The organism is Agromyces sp. NPDC056523 (assembly GCF_042794545.1).
Lineage (GTDB): Bacteria > Actinomycetota > Actinomycetes > Actinomycetales > Microbacteriaceae > Agromyces.
In genome coordinates, this window is record NZ_JBHTTM010000006.1 from 147,582 (window position 1) to 170,115 (window position 22,534).

Consider the following 22,534-nt stretch of genomic DNA (forward strand, 5'->3'; position numbering starts at 1 on the left):
GGATGCTACGCGCGCGCCGGATCCGCCCGCCCCGTTGTGACGCCGGGTGACGAGCGGCGCGCGTCGCGACATCCGCTCGACCGCCGCGCCTGCCGATGACGTCGGCGGCCGGGCGTAGCCTTGACGCCGTGGCCAGCGCGATCCCCACCCCGTACGAAGACCTCCTCCGCGACGTGCTCGAGCACGGCACACCGAAGTCCGACCGCACCGGAACCGGCACGCGCAGCGTGTTCGGCCGGCAGTTGCGCTTCGACCTGTCGCAGGGCTTCCCCCTCATCACCACCAAGCGCGTGCACTTCAAGTCGATCGCGTACGAGCTCCTGTGGTTCCTGCGCGGCGAGTCGAATGTGCGGTGGCTCCGAGAGCACGGGGTGACGATCTGGGACGAGTGGGCGGATGGCGCCGGCGAGCTCGGGCCCGTCTACGGCGTGCAGTGGCGCTCGTGGCCCACGCCCTCGGGCGAGCAGATCGACCAGATCGCGCAGGTCATCGAGCAGATCCGCACCAACCCCGACTCGCGCCGGCTCGTCGTCTCGGCGTGGAACCCGGCCGACATCCCCGACATGGCGCTCGCGCCGTGCCACGCGCTGTTCCAGTTCCACGTCGCCGACGGGCGGCTCTCGTGCCAGCTGTACCAGCGCAGCGCCGACCTGTTCCTCGGCGTGCCCTTCAACATCGCCTCGTACGCGCTGCTGACCCACCTCATCGCCCAGCAGGCCGGCCTCGAGGTCGGCGACTTCGTCTGGACCGGCGGCGACTGCCACATCTACGACAACCACGTCGAGCAGGTGCGCCTCCAGCTCGAGCGCGAGCCGTACGCGCCCCCGACGCTGCGCCTGGCGCGCCGGCCCGACTCGATCGACGACTACCGCTTCGAGGACTTCGAGGTCGTCGGCTACGAGCACCACCCCTCGATCCGCGCGGCCGTCGCCGTATGAGCCTCGATGGCGGGGCCGATGACGCGGCGCCGCGCATCGGGCTGGTCTGGGCCGAGGCGCACGGCGGCGTGATCGGCGCGGGCGGGGGCATGCCCTGGCACGTCCCCGAGGACCTGGCGCACTTCAAGCGCACGACCGATGGCGCGCCCGTGATCATGGGCCGCCGTACGTGGGACTCCCTGCCGCCGCGATTCCGTCCACTGCCGGGTCGCGCGAACATCGTCGTGACGCGACAGGCCGACTGGGCGGGCGACGGCGCCGTGCGCGCCGGATCCGTCGACGAGGCGCTCGCGCTCGCGGCATCCGACGCCGGCGACTGGATCTGGGTGATCGGCGGGGCCGAACTGTTCGCGCGCACGATCGACCGCGCCGACCGGCTCGTCGTCACCGAGCTCGACCTCGACGTCGACGGCGACACCTTCGCGCCTGGGCACGGCACCGGCTGGCACGTCGTCGCCGTCGACCCGCCCGACGGATGGCACGCCTCCCGCACCGGCATCCGCTACCGCATCGTCACGTTCGCCCGCGACTCATCCTGATCGCCGACCGACCTGGGATTCCAGACGGCGGGCTGACAATTCCGGTTGCGCCACTCCTGAAAACAAGGACACTTTCGTCCGGGCGTCCTCCGCTTCTCGCGGCTGGGTGAGCGGGCGGCGCGTGCGGGCGTCCTTCGGTTCGGGAGTTCGCCGGAGTGGGCGGCTGGGGCGGGCTCGAGCGCGTGTCCTTGGTTCTGGAGGCTCCGGGACTGGGTTGCTCGTTCGGGCGTCCTTGGTTTCAGGAGGCTCCAGTAGTGGGCGGCTGGGGGCGTGCGGGCTCGTGCGGGTGTCCTTGGTTTCAGGAGGCTTCAGGAGCGCTCCTCGAGCTCGAAAGGGCCCGTCCTCCACAGGTGTCGCACGACGTCGGGAGCGGCCGGGACCGTGCGCACATGGAACCGTTCGGGTCGCCTCAGTCAGGCTCGTCCCCATGAAGTACGCGCGGGACGTGGCCGACCTCGGAGGGATCGCGAGACGATCGGACCTGCGGCGGATGGGGCTCGACGACCAGGCGGTTCGCATCCTGGTCGAATACGGCAAGTTGATTCGAGTGCGTCAGGCCTGGTACGCCCTGCCAGACACGCGGGAGGACTCCCTGCGGGCCTGCCGAGTGGGCGGGCGCCTCGCATGCGCGAGCGCACTCCGCTTCCATGGCGAGCCGATTGCAGACGACGGAGTCCTCCACGTCGAGCTGCCTGCGAACGCGGTGGCGCGTGCGCCCGAGCGCTCGTGGGGGACGGTTCGGCTTCATTGGTCGCGGCATCCGTCTGCGGGGAATCGGGCGGTGGTCGATGCGCGGGCGGCGAGGCGCCAGTGGGAGCGATGCGATCAGCGGGACGATTCCGCATCCGCTCGACCCGATACCCTGTAGTGCGTGAGTGCTGAGAACCCCTTCGGACAGGTGCTGGTCGCGCTCGTCACGCCCATGACGGCGGACGGCGAGGTCGATTGGCCCGGGGTCGAGAAGCACATCGACGACGTCATCAACGCGGGCGCCGACGGCATCGTCGTCACGGGCACCACCGGCGAGACGAGCACGCTCACCGACCCCGAGAAGATCCGGCTCGTCGAGGTCGGCAAGGATGTCGCGGGCGGCCGCGCCAAGATCATCACCGGCGGCGGATCGAACGAGACGGCCCACGCGATCGAGCTGTACAAGCACAGCGAGCAGGCCGGCGCCGACGGCATCATGATCGTCACGCCGTACTACAACAAGCCGACGCAGGCGGGCATCCTGACCCATTTCCGGCTGGTGGCGGATGCCACGGACCTGCCGGTCATCCTCTACGACATCCCGGGGCGCACCGGCGTGCCGATCATGTACGAGACGATCCTGCGGCTCGCGAAGCACCCGAACATCCTCGCCGTCAAGGACGCCAAGGGCGACTTCTCCGAGGTCAGCCGCGTGCTCAACCAGACCGACCTCATGTACTTCTCCGGCGACGACGCCAACGTGCTGCCGCACCTCTCGATCGGGGCCACCGGACTCATCGGCGTGACGGCGAACATCGCGCCCGCGCCGTACCGCACCATCGTCGACGCGGTGAACGCCGGCGACCTGAAGACGGCGACGGCCGAGCACCAGCGGCTCGAGCCGCTCGTCCGCGCGGTCATGACCCATGTGCCGGGCACGGTCGCGGCGAAGTACATCCTGCACGGGCTCGGTCGCATCGGCAGCCCGCGGGTGCGGCTGCCGCTCGTCGGCCCCGAGGAATGGGAGGCTGCGCGCATCGAGGACGAGATCGACCTCGTGCAGGGCATCCCCGGCGTCGACTTCCACAACTTCCGCCCCGACCGCAACGCCGCCGCGGGCGGCGCGCTGCCGAAGGTGGCCGGAACGACGCGCTGACGCTCGCCGTTCCGGGGCGTCCGGCAGGGCGCCACGCGGGCCCCTGAGGGCGGCCCGACCCGAGACATCCGCGGCCATGAGGGTCGCACCGAACTGAACACTGAACGTGAGGAGGGCGCATGCCCGACGAAGTCATCGACCCCGAGCCGCTCGCACCGGGCACGCTCCGAGTCATCCCCATCGGCGGCCTCGGCGAGGTCGGCCGCAACATGACGAGCTTCGAGATCGACGGCAAGCTGCTCATCGTCGACTGCGGCGTGCTCTTCCCCGAGGAGCACCAGCCCGGAGTCGACCTGATCCTGCCCGACTTCGGCTTCCTGCGCGACCGGCTCGACGACATCGTCGCCGTGGTGCTCACGCACGGCCACGAGGACCACATCGGCGCCGTGCCGTACCTGCTGAAGCTGCGCGCCGACATCCCGCTCGTGGGCTCGCAGCTCACGCTCGCGCTCGTCGAGGCGAAGCTCAAGGAGCACCGCATCCAGCCGTACAGCCTCACCGTCAAGGAGGGGCAGACCGAGCGCCTCGGCCCGTTCGAGCTCGAGTTCGTCGCGGTGAACCACTCGATCCCCGATGCGCTCGCGGTCGCCATCCGCACGAGCGCGGGCACGGTGCTCGCCACGGGCGACTTCAAGATGGACCAGCTGCCGCTCGACGGACGGCTGACCGACCTGCGGGAGTTCGCACGGCTCGGCAAGGAGGGCGTCGACCTGTTCCTCGTCGACTCCACCAACGCGGATGTCCCGGGCTTCACGCCGCTCGAACGGTCGATCGGTCCCGTCCTCGACGAGGTCATCGCGCGCTCGCCGCGGCGCGTCATCGTCGCGAGCTTCTCGAGCCACGTGCATCGCGTGCAGCAGGTGCTGCATGCCGCGCACCAGAACGGACGGAGGGTCGCGCTCCTCGGCCGCAGCATGGTGCGCAACATGACCATCGCGGCCGACCTCGGGTACCTCGACGTGCCCGAGGGCGTGCTCGTCGACTTCAAGAAGGCCGGCGACATCCCTGACGACCGCATCGTCTACATGTCGACGGGGTCTCAGGGCGAGCCCATGGCGGTGCTCAGCCGCATGGCCAACCGCGACCACCAGATCGAGATCGGCGAGGGTGACACGGTCATCCTGGCGTCGAGCCTGATCCCGGGCAACGAGAACGCCGTGTATCGGGTGATCGACGGGCTCACCAAGCTCGGCGCGAACGTCATCCACAAGGGCAACGCGAAGGTGCACGTCTCCGGCCACGCCGCCGCGGGCGAGCTGCTGTACTGCTACAACATCCTGCAGCCGCGTAACGTGCTGCCGGTGCACGGCGAGTTCCGCCACCTCGTGGCCAACGCCCGCCTCGCACAGGACACGGGCATCGCCGCCGAGCGCACGTTCCTCGCCGAGAACGGCACGGTGCTCGACCTGAAGGACGGCCGCGTCGACGTCGTCGGGCAGCTCGACCTCGGCTTCGTCTACGTCGACGGCTCGACCGTGGGCGAGATCACCGACGCCGACCTCAAGGACCGCCGCATCCTCTCCGAAGAGGGCTTCATCTCGGTGATCATCGTGGTCGACGCGACCACTGGCAAGGTGATCGTCGGCCCCGAGATCCATGCGCGCGGTTTCGCCGAGGACGACGCGGTGTTCGAGGACGTCAAGCCCAAGATCGTCGCGGCGCTCGCGGATGCCGCGCACCACGGCGTCCGCGATCCTCGCGCGCTCCAGCAGACCGTTCGGCGCACCCTCGGCAGCTGGGTGAACCGGCGCCTGCGGCGGCGGCCGATGCTCGTGCCGCTCGTCATCGAGGCCTAGCCGCGCACTGCGGCGGGTGGGCGGATGGCGCGCCATCCGCTCACCCGAAACACCGCCGTAACACCGCGCGCGTACCCTCCGCGCATGGCGGACTTCTCGATCCGACCCGCCGATCCGGCGGACGGCGGCTTCCTCGCCGACATGGTCGTCGAAGCCGCGAACTGGCGGGCGGGGAGCATCCGCCCGCGGCCGGCGATCCTCGCCGACGCCCGGCACGGCGCCTATGTCGCCGGCTGGCAGCGACCCGCCGACCGCGGGGTCGTCGCGCTCGACGTCGACGGCCGCTCGATCGGCGCCGCGTGGTTCCGCCTGTTCGGTGCCGACCGGCGCTCCCTGGGCTTCGTCGCCGCCGGCGTGCCCGAGCTCATCATCGGCGTGCGCCCGATCTGGCGGGCGCAGGGCATCGGGCGCGCACTCCTGCGGGCGCTGGCCGAGCGGGCGCGCACGGAGGGGTACGCGCGCCTCACGCTCTCGGTCGAGCACGGGAACTTCGCGCACGAGCTCTACCGCTCGGAGGGCTTCACGGTCGTCGAGACGGTCGCCGACCGCGACACGATGGTCCGCGCGTTGCGCTGAGCTCTGTGCCGACACTCGCCCGGCCTCCGGGCTCACGTGGGCGGTGGGCCGTAACGTGGGACGCATGGCTACGGGCACCAGGTCGAACGGGCGCGCCTCGGGCGCGTCCCGGCGTGGCTCGTCGACGCGCACCGCGCCCACGAAGAAGCTCCCGGCGCAGCGCGGCACGGCTCGCACGTCGAAGGCCGCGCCCGCCTCGAAGCAGGGATCCGGCCTCCTCGTCCGCGCGTGGATGGGTCTCGCGCACCTCACGGGGGGCGCCGCGCGTGCGCTGGGCCCCGAGACGCTGGCGAAGGAGGAGCGCCGCGACGGCCTGCCGTTCGTCCTCGTGCTCATGTCGATCGCGGGCGCCGTGGTCGAGTGGTTCTTCATCAACGACCCCGTGGCCCAGACGCTCGACGCCTACACGTTCGGCGGCCTCTTCGGCCGCGTCGCGTTCGCCCTCCCGGTCGTGATGCTGGTGTTCGCGGTCTGGCTGTTCCGCCATCCGAGCTCGGTGCACGACAACACGCGCATCGGCATCGGCCTCGGGATGCTGCTCGTCACGGTCTCCGCGCTGTGCCACCTCTTCGGCGGCCAGCCGTCGCCGAGCGAGGGCATGACCGTGCTCGCGGAGGCGGGCGGCATCCTCGGCTGGATGCTCGCTCAGCCGCTCATCCTGCTCATCACCGAGGTCGGCGCGGCGATCGTGCTCGTCCTGCTCGGGCTGCTGTCGCTGCTCATCCTGACCAAGACGCCGCCGAACCGGATCCCGCAGCGGTTCCGGGAGTTGTACACGTGGCTGTTCGGTGCGCTCGATCCTGGCGACGGCGCGGACGGCGCGGCCGACGAGGAGCCCAAGCGACGGTCGCGGCGTGAACGCGCCGAGCAGGTCGAGCTCGACGGCGTCGACGACGACGCGCAGGGCGGCGGGTTGCTCCCGTGGTGGCGCCGGAACGCGTCGAGTCGCGAGGAGGATCCGGAGTACGCGGCCGGCGGCGCCGAGGGCATCACCGAGGTGTTCGGTCCGGGCTCCGCCGCCGGCAGCTTCGACACGCCGCTCGAAGGTTCGCGCCCCGGCGACGCCTACGGGGCCGGCGTCATCAGCGAGCTCGAGCGTGCGGAGTCCGCGCTCCAGCGCTTCACGGGCGAGGTGCCGCACGGCGGCACGGGCCTGCAGGGCGACGATCCGGATGCCACGACCGTGCTCGGCGCGGCCGGGGTCGCTGCGGCGGGCGGCGCGGCCGGCGTGGCCGGCGGCGCCGCAGCGGGCGTGCCATCCGTCGACGGCGACGCACCCGCCGAGCCCGAGCGCCCATACCACCTGCCGGCATCGTCGACGCTCGCGGCGGGCGCGCCCGCGAAGACCCGCTCGGCCGTGAACGACGACGTCGTGCGCCAGATCACGGGCGTGCTCGAGCAGTTCGGCGTCGACGCGAAGGTCACCGGGTTCTCGCGCGGCCCGACCGTGACGCAGTACGAGATCGAGCTCGGTCCCGGCGTCAAGGTCGAGCGCGTGACGGCGCTGTCCAAGAACCTCGCGTACGCCGTCGCCTCCAACGAGGTGCGCATCCTCTCGCCGATCCCGGGCAAGAGCGCGATCGGCATCGAGATCCCGAACGCCGACCGCGAGATCGTGACGCTCGGCGACGTGCTTCGCTCGGGCGCCGCGGTGAACGCCAAGCACCCCATGACGATCGGCGTCGGCAAGGATGTCGGGGGCGGCCACGTCGTCGCGAACCTCGCCAAGATGCCGCACCTGCTCGTGGCCGGCTCGACCGGCTCGGGCAAGTCGAGCTTCGTGAACTCGATGATCACGAGCCTCCTCATGCGGGCCAGGCCCTCCGACGTGCGGATGGTGCTCATCGACCCGAAGCGCGTCGAGCTCGCGCCGTACGCCGGCGTGCCCCACCTCATCACGCCCATCATCACGAACCCGAAGAAGGCCGCCGAGGCGCTGCAGTGGGTCGTGAAGGAGATGGACATGCGGTACGACGACCTCGCGTCGTTCGGATTCCGCCACATCGACGACTTCAACAAGGCCGTCGTGAACGACGAGATCGTGCTGCCGTCGGGGAGCGAGCGCAAGCTCAAGCCGTACCCGTACCTCCTCGTCGTGGTCGACGAGCTCGCCGACCTCATGATGGTCGCTCCGCGCGATGTCGAGGACTCGATCGTGCGCATCACGCAGCTCGCGCGCGCCTCGGGCATCCACCTCGTGCTCGCCACGCAGCGCCCGTCGGTCGACGTCGTGACGGGACTCATCAAGGCGAACGTGCCGTCGCGCCTCGCGTTCGCGGTCACGAGCGTCACGGACTCCCGGGTCATCCTCGACCAGCCCGGCGCCGACAAGCTCATCGGCCAGGGCGACGCGCTGTTCCTGCCGATGGGCGCGTCGAAGCCGATCCGCGTGCAGGGCGCGTGGGTGAGCGAGGCCGAGATCGAGAAGGTCGTCAAGCACGTCACCCGGCAGGCCCGGCCCGAGTACCGGCAGGATGTCGCGGCCGCCGTCGAGAGGAAGGAGATCGACTCCGACATCGGCGACGACCTCGAGCTGCTGCTCGCTGCGGCCGAGCTCGTCGTCTCGACCCAGTTCGGCTCGACCTCGATGCTGCAGCGCAAGCTGCGTGTGGGCTTCGCGAAGGCGGGCCGCCTGATGGACCTCCTCGAGTCCCGCGAGATCGTGGGTCCGTCCGAGGGGTCGAAGGCGCGCGACGTGCTCGTCACGCCCGAGCAACTGCCGGGCGTGCTCGCCAAGCTGCGCGGCGAGGAGCCGGCCGGCCCGGCCGCGCCGCCTCCTGCCGCGGCATCCGCCGCACCGGCGCAGCCCGGGCCGGCTGCGCCCCCCGCACCGGCCACGGCCGCGGACGACCGCTACGACGATCCGGTCGGCCGCATGCCCGAGGACCTCGAGGAGGTCGAGGCCGACTCCGACGAGGACGCCTGGGGACTCACCGGCCGCGACTGACCGGCGGGACCATCGACCGCGCCGGCGGATCGGCCCGTCGGTAGGCTGTGGCCATGACCTCACCCGCGGGCCGCACGCGCTCGGCGAACAACTGGAACCTGCCGAACGCGATCACGGTCGTGCGGATCCTGATGGCGCCGCTGTTCTTCTGGCTGCTTCTCGCCGACGCCGGCGCCGACGGGCCGATGCGGTGGTGGGCCGCGGTGGTGTTCGTCGTCGCGATCTCGACCGATGGGCTCGACGGATGGCTCGCCCGCTCGCGCGGACTCGTGACCGACCTCGGCAAGATCCTCGATCCGATCGCCGACAAGCTCCTCACGAGCGGCGCCCTCATCTGCCTGTCGATCCTCGGCGAGCTCTGGTGGTGGGTCACGATCATCATCGTGGTGCGCGAGGTCGGCATCACGGTGTGGCGCTTCGTCGAGCTCGGCCGCGGCACGGTCGTGCCCGCGTCATCCGGCGGCAAGCTGAAGACGCTCATGCAGTCGATCGCGATCACGCTCGCGCTCACGCCGCTCTGGACGATCGTGGGCGACTGGATCTACTGGGTGAACTGGACCGCCATGGCCATCGCGCTCGTGCTGACCGTCTGGTCGGGGCTCCTGTACGTGCGCGAGGCGATCCAGCTGGCCCGGCAGCACCGCCGCGAGGGGCAGTGAGCGACGAGCGGATGGCTCGTGCCGAGGCTGAAGCCGGCGACGATCCGACAGCCGCGCTGATCGCCGAACTGACCCGCCGCGGCCTGCGCATCGCGGTCGCCGAGTCGCTCACGGGCGGGCTGGTGGTCGGCGAGCTGACGCGGATCCCCGGGGCCTCGCTCGCGGTGAACGGCGGCGTCGTGGCGTACGACACCGGCGTGAAGCACTCCGTGCTCGGCGTGCCCGCCGACCTGCTGGCGGCCGAGGGGGCCGTGCATCCCGAGGTCGCCCGCCGGATGGCGGAGGGCGTGCGGCAGGCGCTCGTGGTGGACGGGCGACCGGCCGACCTGGGCCTCGCCACCACGGGTGTCGCCGGCCCCGATCCGCAGGACGGCAGGCCAGTGGGCACGGTGTACGTCGGGATGGCCGACGAGTCCGGCTCCGACGTGGTCGCCCTCGCGCTCGCGGGCGATCGCGACGCGATCCGACGGGCGACCGTGCGCGCGGCGATCGATGCGGCGCTGGCGCGCGTGCGCCGCGGTGGACGCGGGAACGCGCTCGGGTGACAGCCGTCAGGGCCGCGGCATCCGATACCGGTGCTCGGGACGGCCCGCGCCGCCGTACCGCGGCGCGACCTCGGCGGCGCCGCTCGACACGAGGTGCTCGAGGTAGCGGCGTGCGCTGACTCGGGACATCCCGAGCGTCTCGGCGACCTCGGCCGCCGACGCGTCGCCCGGACGTGAGGCGAGTCCGGCCGCGACCCGCTCGAGACTCGCCTGCGAGAGGCCCTTGGGGAGGGTGACCCGACGCGGCGACGCCGTGCCGAGCAGGCGGTCGACGCCGTGCTGGTCGAGCGGCGAGGCGGGCACGGCGCGGTCGGCGACGATGCCGCGGCGCACGTCGTCGAGCCGTTCGGCGAGGCTCGCGCCCGAGAAGGGCTTGACGAGGTAGTGACGCACGCCGAGCAGGCGCGCGCTGCGCACGGTGTCCAGGTCGCGCGCCGCGGTGACGGCGATGACCTCGACGTCGTCGCCGGCGGCGCGGAGGCGACGCAGCACGTCGAGGCCGCCGAGGTCGGGCAGGTAGACGTCGAGCAGCACGAGTTGCGGCCGGTGTCGTTCGATGGCCGCGAGCGCCGCCTCGCCGGTGTGCGCCTCGGCGACGACCGTGAAGCCGGGCCGGGCGTCGACGAACGCCCGGTTGACCTGGGCCACGGCGAAGTCGTCGTCCACGATCACCACGCGGATGTCGCTCATCGGCGATCTCCGGCGAGCGCGCTCCCGTCCTCGGCGACCGCGCGTGCGGCCCTGTCGGGTCCGGACCCGTGCCACGGCAGGCGGACGAGGAACCGCGCGCCGCCCATCGGCGACTCGTGGACCTCGACGCTGCCGTCGAGGCGAGCCGCGACGCGCTGCACGATCGTCAGGCCGATGCCGCGTCTCGCCTTCCCGGGCGCCGGAGTCTTGCCGCTGACGTCGGGTTCGAAGATCGCCGCCCGGCGTTCCGGCGGGACGCCGGGCCCGTCGTCGTCGACGCGCACGTCGACCTTTCCCGGCTCGAGGTCGTCGCGGATCGAGATCGAGATCCGCCCCCCGAGCACGCAGGCCTCGACCGCGTTGTCGAGCAGGTTGCCGACGACCGTGACGAGGTCGGTGCGCTCGCGGGCATCCACTGCCGCGTCGAGGTGCGAGTCGGGTTCGACCTCGAGCGTGAGTCCGAGTTCGTGGGCGCGCGAGCGCTTCGCGAGCACGAGCGCGGCCGTCTCGACGTCGGCGATGCCGTCGTGCTCGTCGAGCGTCGAGAGCGCGCCGCCGCTGCCGACGCGCTGGATGAACCCGATCGCCGCGTCGACGTGCCCGAGCTCGAGCAGGCCGCTCACGACGTGCAGCTTGTTGGAGAACTCGTGCGACTGCGCGCGCAGCCCTTCCGCGAGGCCCTGCGCGCCCTCCAACTCGCGAAGCGTGGTCTCCAGCTCGGTCCGGTCGCGCAGGATGGCGATCGAACCGATCTCGCGGCCCTGGACGCGGACGCGGTCGCCGTGCACGAGGAGGACGCGCTCGCCGGAGAGCACGGGCGTCTCGGCGTCCTCGCCGGAGGCGATGAATCGCGCGAGCTCGCGGTCCAACACGTCGGCGACCGGTCGGCCGAGGACCTGTTCCGGGTCGTGGATTGCGAGCAGCCGCGCGGCGGCGTCGTTCATGAGCACGATCCGACCGTGCTCGTCGACGGCGACGATGCCCTCGCGGATGCCGTGCAGCATCGCCTCGCGGGTCTCGAGCATGGCGCGGATCTCGTCGGGCTCGAGGCCGTAGATCCGACGCCGGATGACCCGGCCGATCCACGCCGAGCCCACGACGCCGACGAGCGCCGCGACCGCGAGGGCCGCGAGCAGGCCGCCGAGGCCGCCGAGGAAGTCGGCGCGCAGCTCGGCCTCGAGGATGCCGACCGAGACCTGGCCCACGACGTCGCCGTCCGCATCGAAGATCGGCACCTTCACGCGCCACGACTCGCCGAGCGTGCCGGTCTGCGTGCCGACGTAGATCTCGCCCGACAGGGGGATCGCGGGATCGGTCGAGACGCGCTCGCCGATGCGGGCCGGATTCGGGTGCGAGTACCGGATCCCGAGGTCGTTCGCGACCACCACGTACGTCACGTCGGACGCCTTGCGGATCACTTCGGCGACCGGCTGGATCGTCTCGGACGGGTCCGCGTCGTCGAACGCCTCGAGGATGACGGGGAGCCCGGCCACGGACTGCGCGACCGCGATCATGCGGTCCTGGTAGCCCTCGCGCAGCTGGCGCTCCTGGATCAGCATCGCGGTCACGCCGGTGCCGACGACGGTCGTGAGCACGATGGCGACCTGAAGCAGCAGCAACTGCATGCCCAGCGTCATCCTCGACCGGCTCACCCGTCAAGTGTGCCCCACGCGCTCGATGCCGTCGCCGAGAAGGCCGTGACCAATACGACCGAATCGACCGATACGACCAGTACGACCCTTGCGACCGCAACGTTCCGGCGGCCCACGCCGGCGACCTAGCGTCATCCGCACCGACGATCGTCGGCCCGGCGACGGAGCCGGGCACTCAAGGAGGAGCATTGCGATCACACAGCCGGCCGACCCCCTCGGCCACCCCTGACCGGATGCGGACCGCGGTCCTTCGCACCGCGCTCGCGGGCCTGGGCGTCACCGCCCTGGTCGGCCTCGCCGGATGCAGCACGTCCGCCAGCGCGGGCGGCGACTCGGATGACGCGGGAGCCGCGGCATCCCTCGACGCCGTCAGCCTCATCGCCCCCGCCGACCCGGGCGGCGGCTGGGATCAGACCGCCCGCGCGCTCTCGCAGGTGCTGACCGACGAGGACCTCGTCGGCTCGGCTCCCGTCGAGAACATCGGCGGTGCGGGCGGCACCGTGGGCCTCGCCGCACTCGCGAACGAGAAGGACCCCGCGACCCTCATGGTCACCGGCCTGGTCATGGTCGGTGCGGTCGAGACGAACGCGTCGCAGGTGCGGATCGAGGACATGACCCCGATCGCCAAGCTCACCGAGGAGGCGCTCGTGCTCGTGGTCCCGGCGTCCTCGCCGTACGAGACCGCCGAGGACCTCGTCGACGCGATCGTGGAGGAGGGCGCGGCGATCTCGGTCACGGGCGGCTCGGCGGGCGGCGCCGACCACATCCTCGCGGGCATGCTGCTGACCGAGGCCGGAGTCGACCCGGCTGACATCCCGTCGACGCTCAACTACATCCCGAACTCGGGCGGCGGCGAGGCCGTCACGATGCTGCTCGGCAACACCGTGCAGGCCGGCATCTCGGGCGTCGGCGAGTTCGTCGAGCAGATCGAGGCCGGCGAGCTGCGCGCGCTCGCGGTCTCGTCGCCCGAGCCGGTGGAGCTCCTGCCCGACACTCCCACGCTCGTGGATGAGGGCTACGACGTCACGCTCACGAACTGGCGCGGCCTGCTCGCCCCTGGCGACCTCGACGAGGCCGACGCCGAGGCGCTGCGTACGCTCGTGACCGACCTGCACGAGTCGGACGCCTGGACCGACACGCTCGAGGAGAAGGGCTGGGCCGACGCGTTCCTCACGGGCGAGGAGTTCGCGTCCTTCCTCGACGGGAACATCGCCGAGGTCGCCGACACGCTGCAGTCGATCGGCCTGGTCGCACCGTGACCGAGCCCACCCCGGTTCCCCTCGACGCCTCCGCGTCGGGGGGAACCCCCGCCTCGGGCGACGGTCGCGCCGGCGCTCGCGCCCCGATCGGGGAGGTCGCCTTCGCGGCCGTGTGCGCCGCGCTCGGCGTGTACGCGATCGTTGGCGCCGGCTTTATCCGGGTCCCGCCGGGCTCGGCGAGCGTGCTGGGGCCCCGCGTGTTCCCGTACGCCGTCGGGCTCCTGCTCGTCGCGGCATCCGTCGCCGTCATGGTGCAGATCGCACGCGGCCGTCGCGGCGTGCCCGACGACGGCGAGGACGTCGACCCCGACGCCCCGACCGACTGGCTCACGGTCGCGAAGCTCATCGCGATCTTCCTCTCGCAGCTCGTGCTCATCGAGTGGGCCGGCTGGCCGTTCGCGGTCGCGGTCGTGTTCGGCGGCGCCGCGATCGTGCTCGGCGCGACGCGGTGGTGGATGGCACTGCTCGTCGGGCTCGGTCTCGGGCTCGTCACCCAACTCGTCTTCGGCGCCTGGCTCGGGCTCTCGCTGCCCGCCGGCCCGCTCCTGGACTGGATCCCGATCTTCCATGGATAGCCTCACCGCACTCCTCGAGGGCTTCGCCACGGCGCTGCAGCCCCAGTACCTGCTCTACGCCCTCTTCGGCGTGTTCATCGGCACCGCCGTCGGCGTGCTGCCCGGCATCGGCCCGGCCATGACGGTCGCGCTGCTGCTGCCCCTCACGTACTCGCTCGACCCGACCGGCGCGCTCATCCTGTTCGCCGGCATCTACTACGGAGGCATGTACGGCGGTTCGACGACGTCGATCCTGCTGAACACGCCGGGGGAGTCGTCCTCGATCGTCACGGCCCTCGAGGGGAACCGGATGGCGAAGGCGGGCCGGGGCGCGGCCGCGCTCGCGACCGCGGCCATCGGGTCGTTCGTGGCGGGCACCGTCGCGACCGTGCTGCTGACCTTCCTGGCGCCGGGCATCGCGAAGCTCGCGGTGCAGCTCGGCCCCGCCGACTACTTCGCCCTCATCGTCGTGGCGTTCCTCACGGTCGGCGCCCTGCTCGGCTCGAGCGTGCCGCGCGGGCTCGTCTCCCTCGGCCTCGGACTGCTCCTCGGGCTCGTGGGCACCGAAGTGCTCTCGGGCCAGCAGCGGTACACGCTCGGCATCCCGAGCCTCGCCGACGGCATCGACGTCGTGCTCATCGCGGTCGGACTCTTCGCACTGGGCGAGACCCTGTACGTCGCCGCGCGGCTGCGGCACGGCCCGGTGCGCGTGATCCCGGTCTCCGGCGGATGGCGCAGCTGGCTCACTCGCGAGGACCTCCGCCGCTCCTGGAAGCCGTGGCTGCGCGGCACCGCGATCGGCTTCCCCATCGGCACCATCCCGGCAGGCGGGGCGGATGTCGCGACCTTCCTGTCGTACGCGAGCGAGCGCCGGCTCGCCAGGGGTCCTGCCCGCGCGCAGTTCGGCCGCGGCGCGATCGAGGGCGTCGCGGGGCCCGAGGCCGCGAACAACGCCGCGGCGGCGGGCGTGCTCGTCCCGCTGCTCACGCTCGGCCTTCCGACGACGGCGACCGCGGCGATCATCATCTCGGCGTTCCAGTCGTACGGCATCCGCCCGGGCCCGCTGCTCTTCGAGAACCAGTCGGGACTCGTGTGGGCCCTCATCGCGAGCCTCTACATCGGCAACGTACTGCTGCTGGTGCTCAACCTGCCACTCGTGGGCATGTGGGTGAAGGTCCTGCGGATCCCACGGCCGTACCTCTACGCCGGCATCCTCGCCTTCGCGGGACTCGGGGCCTACGCGCTGCACTTCAACGTGTTCGACACGCTGACGCTGCTCGTGGTGGGTGTCGTCGGATTCCTCATGCGCCGCTACGGCTATCCGGTCGCGCCCATGGTGGTCGGCGGAATCCTCGGCCCGATGGCGGAGGAGCAGCTGCGCAAGTCGATGGCCATCAGCCAGGGCGACCTCGCCTACCTCGTGCACAGCCCGTTCGCGATCGCCGCGTACGGCACACTCGCGGTGATCGTGGTGACCGGCATCTGGCTGAAGCGCCGCAAGGCGCGGCTCGAGGCGTCGCCGACGCTCGTGCCGACGGCCGCGATCGCCGCGATCGACGTGCCCGAGCCCGAGCCCGCCGAGCCGCCGGCGCGGGGCGCACGGGGTGGGGAATAGGCAACGTGAACACCCTGTTACAGGTGTCGGGTTCACAAGAAAACTCCAGTGACCATCGATAGGCTCGGTGAACGGGATGAGGCGCTAGACTGACGTCCCCGAACCGGCCACCGCGAGGTGGTCGCAGGCAGAGAGAGGGAGGTTCCGATGGTTCTGGTTCGACAGGAGATCGGCGACGTGCTGAGGGACTTCCGCCTGCAGAAGGGTCGCACGCTCCGTCAGGTCGCGAGCAAGGCCAGTGTCGCGCTGGGCTACCTCAGCGAGGTCGAGCGCGGGCAGAAGGAGGCCTCGAGCGAGATCCTCGCCTCGGTGGCCGATGCCCTCGACACGCCCATCTCGGTGATCATGCACGAGGTCGGCGACCGCATCGCGGTCCTCGAGGGGCTCTCGGCACCGTCGGTGCCCGACAGCCTGCCCGACGAGCTCGTCGCGGAGTTCGACGCGGACATGATGGTCCGCTGACCCACCCGTCGCAGCGCTCGGCCGGTCCTCGGACCGGCCGTTCGCATGTCCGGAGGAAATGCCGTGAAGCGCAGTGAGTTCGACCTCGCGGTCGAGGAGGAGTTCGGCGCGGGATACGCGAGCGTCGTCGTCGACGATCTCGTGCTCGGCGCGCTCGACGGGCGCACCGCCCGGCAGGCGCTCGCCGCCGGCGTGGCGCCCCGCGCGGTGTGGCTCGCGATCTGCGAGGCGACCGACGTGCCCGCGTCGCGACGGCACGGCGCCGGACTGCGGACACCGCGGGGCGAGGCGTGAGGTCGCCGAAGATCCGTTCGACACGCCGCGTGTCGCGTCGAACATCCGTTCGGGTCGCGGAGTAGGCTCCTCAACAACGGGAGGGATGTCGCATCCATCCACATCCGCGGGTCGTCCGGCTCCGGATGTCGGTGGCCGGCCATACGGTCGGAGCGTCGGAACACACCGCCACCGCCTTGTCGCGAGACGTGCCGGGTCACGGCCTGGCACGCGGAACGACAGCCTAGAGGCAGCCGAACCCACCACGAAGGAGCACCGATGCCATCACCCGCAGACCGCGAGAAGGCCCTCGAGACCGCACTCGCGCAGATCGACCGACAGTTCGGCAAGGGGTCGGTGATGCGCCTCGGCAGCGAGGAACGCGCCCCGGTCGAGGTCATCCCCACCGGTTCCATCGCGCTCGACGTGGCGCTCGGCGTCGGCGGCCTCCCCCGCGGCCGCATCATCGAGATCTACGGTCCCGAGTCCTCCGGCAAGACCACGCTGACCCTGCACGCGATCGCCAACGTGCAGCGCGCCGGCGGCATCGCGGCGTTCATCGACGCCGAGCACGCGCTCGACCCCGACTACGCCAAGAAGCTCGGCGTCGACATCGACTCGCTGCTCGTGTCGCAGCCCGACACCGGCGAGCAGGCGCTCGAGATCGCCGACATGCTCATCCGCTCGGGCTCGATCGACCTCGTCGTCATCGACTCCGTCGCGGCGCTCGTGCCCCGCGCCGAGATCGAGGGCGAGATGGGCGACTCGCACGTCGGCCTGCAGGCGCGCCTCATGTCGCAGGCGCTCCGCAAGCTCACCGGCGGCCTGAACCAGACGAAGACCACGGCCATCTTCATCAACCAGCTCCGCGAGAAGATCGGCGTGTTCTTCGGCAGCCCCGAGACCACGGCGGGCGGCAAGGCGCTGAAGTTCTACGCCTCGGTCCGCCTCGACATCCGCCGCATCGAGACGTTGAAAGACGGCACCGAGGCGGTCGGCAACCGCACCCGCGTCAAGGTCGTCAAGAACAAGATGGCGCCGCCGTTCAAGCAGGCCGAGTTCGACATCCTCTACGGCGTCGGCATCTCGCGCGAGGGCAGCCTCATCGACTACGGCGTCGACCAGGGCATCGTGAAGAAGTCGGGCGCGTGGTACACGTACGACGGCGACCAGCTCGGCCAGGGCAAGGAGAACGCCCGCAACTTCCTCATCCAGAACCCCGACATCGCGGCCGACATCGAGCAGAAGATCCTCTCGAAGCTCGGCATCGGGCAGCCCGTCGGCGGTGCGACCGCCGCGCCGGTCGTGGCGCCGGTCGAGTCCCTCGCTGCGAAGCGCAAGGGCGCCTGAGCCGGCGGCACGCCAGATGAGCGACCAGCCCAACGAGCGCCTCGCGCCCGTCGCCTACCTGCCGTGGGTGGCGCCGTCGTCGGAGCAGACCGACGACGCCGCCACTCCGGTGCGGGGCTCGAGCCGGCACCCCGCGGGGCGTGCCTTCGGCGAGGGTCGGCCGGCGCGGCTCGTCGCGCTGGGTCGTGAGCGCGACGGCGATGATGAGTCCGCAGAGACCGGCATCGAGCGCGACGAACGCATCGATCGGCTCATCGTGTCCCGGTTGCGGCGATCCTCCCTCTCGATCGCCGAGGTCCGTGCGGCGCTCGTCGAGCACGGGCTCGACGATAACGAGGTCGAGGAGTGGATCGAGCGATACGAGCGACTCGGGTACCTCGACGATCGCCGGCTCGCCGAGCACCTCGTGCACAGCCACGGCGTGCGGCGCGGGCGGGGGAGCGGTGCGCTCCTGCACGAACTCGGCCGTCGGGGCATCGACGCCGAGCTCGCACGGGACGCGCTCGACGCGCTCGATCCCGAGGTCGAGCTCGAGCACGCCACCGAGGTGGCGGCCCGGCGCGCGCGGCAGCTCGCCGGCCTCGATCGCGTGACCGCAGAGCGTCGGCTGAGCGCGTTCCTCCTGCGACGTGGGTACGGGAGCGAGCTCGTCCGCCGTGCCGTGACCAGCGCGCTCGCGAGCGATCCCATCGACTGAGCCGGGCAGGAGTCCGCGCATCGTTTCGTAGACTGGTCCGATCATGACCATCATCCACGAGGCGACCGCCGTGCCCGCAGGCGGCGCCGCCGAACCGGCCGCGGCCCGCACCTACGAGGTGCGCACCTTCGGGTGCCAGATGAACGTGCACGACTCCGAGCGCCTGAGCGGCTCGCTCGAGGCCGCCGGATACGTCCCGGCGAACGGCGCCGAGCCCGACGTCGTCGTCATCAACACGTGCGCCGTGCGCGAGAACGCCGACAACAAGCTCTACGGCAACCTCGGCCACCTCGCCGGCGTCAAGCGGCGCCATGCGGGCATGCAGATCGCCGTCGGCGGGTGCCTCGCCCAGAAGGACAAGAACGTCATCCTCGAGAAGGCGCCGTGGGTCGACGTCGTCTTCGGCACGCACAACATGGGGTCGCTGCCGAGCCTGCTCGAACGTGCCCGGCACAACGACGAGGCGCAGCTCGAGATCCTCGACGCGCTCGAGGTCTTCCCGTCGACGCTGCCCACCAAGCGCGACTCGACCTACTCGGGCTGGGTGTCGATCTCCGTCGGCTGCAACAACACGTGCACCTTCTGCATCGTGCCCGCGCTCCGCGGCAAGGAGAAGGACCGCCGACCCGGCGAGATCCTCGCCGAGATCCAGGCCCTCGTCGACGACGGCGCCGTCGAGGTGACCCTGCTCGGCCAGAACGTCAACTCCTACGGCGTCGAACTCGGCGACCGGCAGGCCTTCGGCAAGCTGCTCCGCGCCGCCGGGCAGATCGAGGGCCTCGAGCGCATCCGCTTCACGAGCCCGCATCCCGCGGCGTTCACCGACGACGTCATCGACGCCATGGCCGACACGCCGAACGTCATGCCGCAGCTGCACATGCCGCTGCAGTCGGGCTCCGACCGCGTCCTCAAGGCCATGCGCCGCTCGTACCGCTCCGAGAAGTTCCTGGGCATCCTCGATCGCGTGCGCGCGCGCATCCCGAACGCCGCGATCTCGACCGACATCATCGTCGGCTTCCCCGGCGAGACCGAGGAGGACTTCCAGGAGACCCTCCGCGTCGTCGAGGCCGCGCGCTTCGCGTCCGCGTTCACGTTCCAGTACTCCATCCGCCCTGGCACGCCCGCGGCCACGATGGAGGAGCAGGTGCCGAAGGAGGTCGTGCAGGAGCGCTACGACCGCCTCATCGCGCTGCAGGAGCGCATCTCGTGGGAGGAGAACCAGGCGCTCGTCGGCACCGCCGTCGAGGTGCTCGTCTCCACCGGCGAGGGCAAGAAGGACGCCGAGACCCACCGCTTGAGCGGTCGGGCGGAGGACAGCCGGCTCGTGCACTTCGAGGTGCCGCAGGGGTCCGAGCTGCCGCGTCCGGGCGACGTCGTGTCCGTCGCGATCACGCACGCCGCTCCCTTCCACCTGCTCGCGGATTCGGCCGACGGTGCACCCCTGCGCATCCGACGCACGCGCGCCGGCGACGCCTGGGACCGCGCGCAGGCCGAGAGCTGCGGCGTGCCCGCCGCCCCCGGGGCGACGAGCTCAGCGCCCGGCCGCGTCTCGCTCGGCCTGCCCAGCCTGCGCGTCCGCTCCGAGCCGCTCACCGTGCCCGGTGTGGGAACCATGCCGATCTACGACCCGAGCGACGGCCAGCGCTGACGTGACGCTGATCGCGATCGTCGGGGCGACCGGCACGGGCAAGTCGCGATTCGCGCTCGACCTCGCGCACGCGATCACCGCGACCGGCCGGGCCGCCGAGGTCGTGAACGCCGACGCCATGCAGCTGTACCGCGGCATGGACATCGGCACCGCCAAGCTCGCACCCGCCGAACGCGAGGGCGTGCCGCACCACCTGCTCGACGTGCTCGACGTCACCGACGAGGCATCCGTCGCGACCTACCAGGTCGACGCGCGGCGTGCCGTCGACGGGATCGTGGCACGCGGCGGCGTCGCGCTGCTGACGGGCGGGTCGGGCCTGTACGTGTCGAGCGTCATCCACGCCCTCCGGTTCCCCGGTACGGATGCCGCGATCCGCGCGCGCCTCGAGGGCGAGCTCGAACGGGTCGGGCCGGGCATGCTGCACCGCCGCCTGCGCGAGCTCGACCCCGAGACGGCCGCGAGCGTCGACCCGCAGAACGGGCGCCGTATCGTCCGTGCGCTCGAGGTCATCGAGGTCACCGGCGAACCCAAGGCCGCCAGACTGCCCGACGAGCCGGTTCCTTGGCGTCCGCACCGCATCGTGCACCTCCGGTCCGAGCGAGCCGTCCTCGTCGAACGGCTCGATACCCGCACCACGGCGATGTGGCGGGACGGGCTGGTCGACGAGGTGCGCACCCTCATCCCAGCGGGACTGGAGCGCGGCGTCACCGCACGCAAGGCCATCGGCTACGCGCAGGGGCTCGCCCAGGTGCGCGGGCGCATGGCCGAAGCCGATGCGATCGCCGAGACGCAAGCGCTGACGCGCACGTACGCGAGACGTCAGGTCGGCTGGTTCAAGCGGTACGCCGCGGCATCCGTCGTCGACGCCGACGATCGCGCGGCGGTGACGGCCGAGGTCGCGCGACAGGCCGCGCTCGACTGACGTCGCCGCGTCCGGAGCGACCCCGCGTCGTCCCTAGACTGGTGGGATGGCGTTCGATCTGCGCTTCACCAAGGGCCACGGCACGGGCAACGACTTCGTGCTCTTCAGCGACCCCGAAGGCGACGTGCAGCTCACGCCGACGCAGATCGCGGCGGTGTGCGACCGGCACTTCGGCGTCGGCGGCGACGGGCTCATCCGCGCCGTCCGATCCGATCGACTGGTCGATGGCGCGGCCGCGATCGCCGAGGACCCGGATGCCATGTGGTTCATGGACTACTGGAACGCCGACGGCAGCCCGTCGGAGATGTGCGGCAACGGCATCCGCGTGTTCACGCGGTACCTGATCGACCAGGGCCTCGTCGAGCTGGCCGACGGCGAGTGGATCGCGATCGGCACGCGCGCGGGTGTCCGCCGGGTGCGCGAGCTCGGCAACGGCAACTTCGAGGCCGACCTCGGCGTCTGGCGGCTCGACGGCGGCGAGCCGCTCGTGCGCGCCAAGAACCTGCATGCCGCGCGACCCGGACTCGGCATCGACGTCGGCAACCCGCACGTCGTCGTCGCGCTCGCCGACGACGACGAGCTCGAGGGTCTCGACCTGGCGTACCTTCCCATCCTCGAACCCGAGCCGCAGGCGGGTGCGAACGTCGAGTTCGTCGTCCCCGCCGAGCCGCTCGTCGAGGCCGGCCGCGGCCGCATCCGCATGCGCGTGCACGAGCGCGGCTCGGGCGAGACGCTCTCGTGCGGCACGGGCGCGGTGGCGTCGGCGCTGGCCGTGCGCTACTGGGCCGGCGAGGGAGCGCCTGACGAGTGGATCGTGCAGGTACCGGGCGGGGTCGTCGGCGTCCGGATGCGGACCGAGCCCGACGGCGAGCACGTGCTGCTCTCGGGGCCGGCCGAACTCGTCTTCGACGGCGTGCTCAGCCTCGCCTGAGCAGGCGCCGGGTTCAGCGCTCGCGGGTGACGGCCAGCAGGCGGAATCCCTTGGCCGACGACGCGCGCTCGACGCGCCATCCGTCGCCGAGGTCATCGACCAGCCACCGCTGGAGCGAGTCGGCGCCGAGGTTCTTCTGCACCACGAGCCACGCCGTCGCGCCCGGCTCGAGGCGCGGCAGCCAGCGCCGCAGCAGCGCGTGCAGCTCGGCCTTGCCGATGCGGATCGGCGGATTCGACCAGATCGCGGCGAACCGCACGTCGTCGGGAACATCGCCGGGCAGTGCGGCGTTGACCTGACCGAGGCCGAGACGCACGGCGTTGCGGCGCACGAGGTCGAGTGCCCGCTCGTTCACGTCGACGGCCCACACCGTGGCCTCGGGCGCGTCGAGACCCAGGGTGAGCGCGATCGGCCCCCACCCGGAGCCGAGATCGAGCAGGTGCCCGGAGGCGGGCGGTTCGGGCACTCCGTCGAGGAGCACCCGGGTGCCGAGGTCGACGTGGGCCGGGCTGAACACGCCGCCCGCGGTGAGCACGTCGAGCTCGCGGCCCGCCAGGCGCACGGTCACCGTGCGGAGCGCGTCGTCGTCGGCGGGCTTCGACGAGAAGTAGTGCTCCTGCGGCATACAGGGGAAC

General features: G+C 71.7%; 21 protein-coding genes. 18 read left to right on the forward strand and 3 right to left on the reverse strand.

Annotated elements, in window-relative coordinates:
• Window positions 1–95 precede the first annotated feature (95 nt).
• From ACFQ58_RS17415 to ACFQ58_RS17450, 8 genes are all read left to right on the forward strand, one after another.
• Complete coding sequence (locus ACFQ58_RS17415; RefSeq protein ID WP_376952446.1) at window positions 96–938, forward strand: thymidylate synthase; 843 nt, start codon at window positions 96–98, stop codon at window positions 936–938.
• Window positions 935–1,477 carry a dihydrofolate reductase gene (locus tag ACFQ58_RS17420; protein WP_376952447.1) on the forward strand — a complete coding sequence of 181 codons (543 nt, stop codon included), beginning with the start codon at window positions 935–937 and terminating at the stop codon, window positions 1,475–1,477. Before ACFQ58_RS17415 ends, ACFQ58_RS17420 begins: the two co-directional genes overlap by 4 nt.
• An 871-nt stretch (window positions 1,478–2,348) precedes the next feature.
• Window positions 2,349–3,323 (forward strand): 4-hydroxy-tetrahydrodipicolinate synthase, encoded by a 975-nt coding sequence (gene dapA, locus ACFQ58_RS17425; protein WP_376952449.1) that lies wholly within the window; start codon window positions 2,349–2,351, stop codon window positions 3,321–3,323.
• Between the two features lie 119 nt (window positions 3,324–3,442).
• Window positions 3,443–5,119, forward strand: coding sequence for a ribonuclease J (locus ACFQ58_RS17430; protein WP_376952450.1), 1,677 nt, complete (start codon window positions 3,443–3,445; stop codon window positions 5,117–5,119).
• Window positions 5,120–5,203: 84 nt separating this feature from the next.
• Entirely contained in the window at window positions 5,204–5,695 is a 492-nt protein-coding gene (locus ACFQ58_RS17435; RefSeq protein WP_376952451.1) for a GNAT family N-acetyltransferase, read from the forward strand.
• 64 nt (window positions 5,696–5,759) lie between these two features.
• Window positions 5,760–8,642, forward strand: a complete 2,883-nt coding sequence (locus ACFQ58_RS17440; RefSeq protein WP_376952452.1) for a DNA translocase FtsK 4TM domain-containing protein — start codon at window positions 5,760–5,762, stop codon at window positions 8,640–8,642.
• 53 nt (window positions 8,643–8,695) lie between these two features.
• Window positions 8,696–9,301 (forward strand): CDP-diacylglycerol--glycerol-3-phosphate 3-phosphatidyltransferase, encoded by a 606-nt coding sequence (pgsA, locus tag ACFQ58_RS17445; RefSeq protein WP_376952453.1) that lies wholly within the window; start codon window positions 8,696–8,698, stop codon window positions 9,299–9,301.
• Window positions 9,298–9,846, forward strand: coding sequence for a CinA family protein (locus ACFQ58_RS17450; protein ID WP_376952454.1), 549 nt, complete (start codon window positions 9,298–9,300; stop codon window positions 9,844–9,846). Before pgsA ends, ACFQ58_RS17450 begins: the two co-directional genes overlap by 4 nt.
• A gap of 6 nt (window positions 9,847–9,852) precedes the next feature.
• Here the strand turns inward: ACFQ58_RS17450 and ACFQ58_RS17455 are convergent, their stop codons facing one another.
• A complete protein-coding gene (locus tag ACFQ58_RS17455; protein WP_376952456.1) occupies window positions 9,853–10,536 on the reverse strand; it encodes a response regulator in 684 nt (227 codons plus the stop codon).
• Window positions 10,533–12,188: an ATP-binding protein gene (locus tag ACFQ58_RS17460; protein WP_376952457.1), complete on the reverse strand. Its 1,656-nt coding sequence runs from the start codon at window positions 12,186–12,188 to the stop codon at window positions 10,533–10,535. The genes ACFQ58_RS17455 and ACFQ58_RS17460 overlap by 4 nt, the downstream gene beginning before the upstream one ends.
• 233 nt (window positions 12,189–12,421) lie before the next feature.
• Here ACFQ58_RS17460 and ACFQ58_RS17465 point away from each other — a divergent pair, with 233 nt between their 5' ends.
• The 10 genes from ACFQ58_RS17465 (at window position 12,422) to dapF (ending at window position 21,899) form a co-directional block, all read left to right on the forward strand.
• Window positions 12,422–13,447: a Bug family tripartite tricarboxylate transporter substrate binding protein gene (locus ACFQ58_RS17465; RefSeq protein ID WP_376952458.1), complete on the forward strand. Its 1,026-nt coding sequence runs from the start codon at window positions 12,422–12,424 to the stop codon at window positions 13,445–13,447.
• Complete coding sequence (locus ACFQ58_RS17470) at window positions 13,444–14,022, forward strand: tripartite tricarboxylate transporter TctB family protein (RefSeq protein WP_376952459.1); 579 nt, start codon at window positions 13,444–13,446, stop codon at window positions 14,020–14,022. The genes ACFQ58_RS17465 and ACFQ58_RS17470 overlap by 4 nt, the downstream gene beginning before the upstream one ends.
• Window positions 14,015–15,616 carry a tripartite tricarboxylate transporter permease gene (locus ACFQ58_RS17475; RefSeq protein WP_376952460.1) on the forward strand — a complete coding sequence of 534 codons (1,602 nt, stop codon included), beginning with the start codon at window positions 14,015–14,017 and terminating at the stop codon, window positions 15,614–15,616. The genes ACFQ58_RS17470 and ACFQ58_RS17475 overlap by 8 nt, the downstream gene beginning before the upstream one ends.
• A gap of 147 nt (window positions 15,617–15,763) precedes the next feature.
• The gene (locus ACFQ58_RS17480) at window positions 15,764–16,078 is read left to right on the forward strand and encodes a helix-turn-helix domain-containing protein (protein ID WP_092670580.1); all 315 of its coding nucleotides are present in this window, start codon (window positions 15,764–15,766) and stop codon (window positions 16,076–16,078) included.
• Window positions 16,079–16,141: 63 nt separating this feature from the next.
• Entirely contained in the window at window positions 16,142–16,372 is a 231-nt protein-coding gene (locus ACFQ58_RS17485) for a DUF3046 domain-containing protein (protein WP_376952461.1), read from the forward strand.
• Between the two features lie 258 nt (window positions 16,373–16,630).
• Window positions 16,631–17,701 (forward strand): recombinase RecA, encoded by a 1,071-nt coding sequence (recA, locus tag ACFQ58_RS17490; RefSeq protein ID WP_376952462.1) that lies wholly within the window; start codon window positions 16,631–16,633, stop codon window positions 17,699–17,701.
• 16 nt (window positions 17,702–17,717) lie between these two features.
• Entirely contained in the window at window positions 17,718–18,398 is a 681-nt protein-coding gene (locus ACFQ58_RS17495) for a regulatory protein RecX (protein ID WP_376952464.1), read from the forward strand.
• Window positions 18,399–18,441: 43 nt separating this feature from the next.
• Window positions 18,442–20,046: a tRNA (N6-isopentenyl adenosine(37)-C2)-methylthiotransferase MiaB gene (gene miaB / locus ACFQ58_RS17500; protein ID WP_376952465.1), complete on the forward strand. Its 1,605-nt coding sequence runs from the start codon at window positions 18,442–18,444 to the stop codon at window positions 20,044–20,046.
• A 1-nt stretch (window position 20,047) separates the two neighbouring features.
• Entirely contained in the window at window positions 20,048–20,968 is a 921-nt protein-coding gene (gene miaA / locus ACFQ58_RS17505) for a tRNA (adenosine(37)-N6)-dimethylallyltransferase MiaA (protein ID WP_376952466.1), read from the forward strand.
• A 46-nt stretch (window positions 20,969–21,014) separates the two neighbouring features.
• Window positions 21,015–21,899, forward strand: coding sequence for a diaminopimelate epimerase (gene dapF, locus ACFQ58_RS17510; RefSeq protein WP_376952467.1), 885 nt, complete (start codon window positions 21,015–21,017; stop codon window positions 21,897–21,899).
• 13 nt (window positions 21,900–21,912) lie between these two features.
• Here the strand turns inward: dapF and ACFQ58_RS17515 are convergent, their stop codons facing one another.
• Window positions 21,913–22,524 (reverse strand): class I SAM-dependent methyltransferase, encoded by a 612-nt coding sequence (locus ACFQ58_RS17515; RefSeq protein WP_376952468.1) that lies wholly within the window; start codon window positions 22,522–22,524, stop codon window positions 21,913–21,915.
• Window positions 22,525–22,534: the final 10 nt, after the last annotated feature.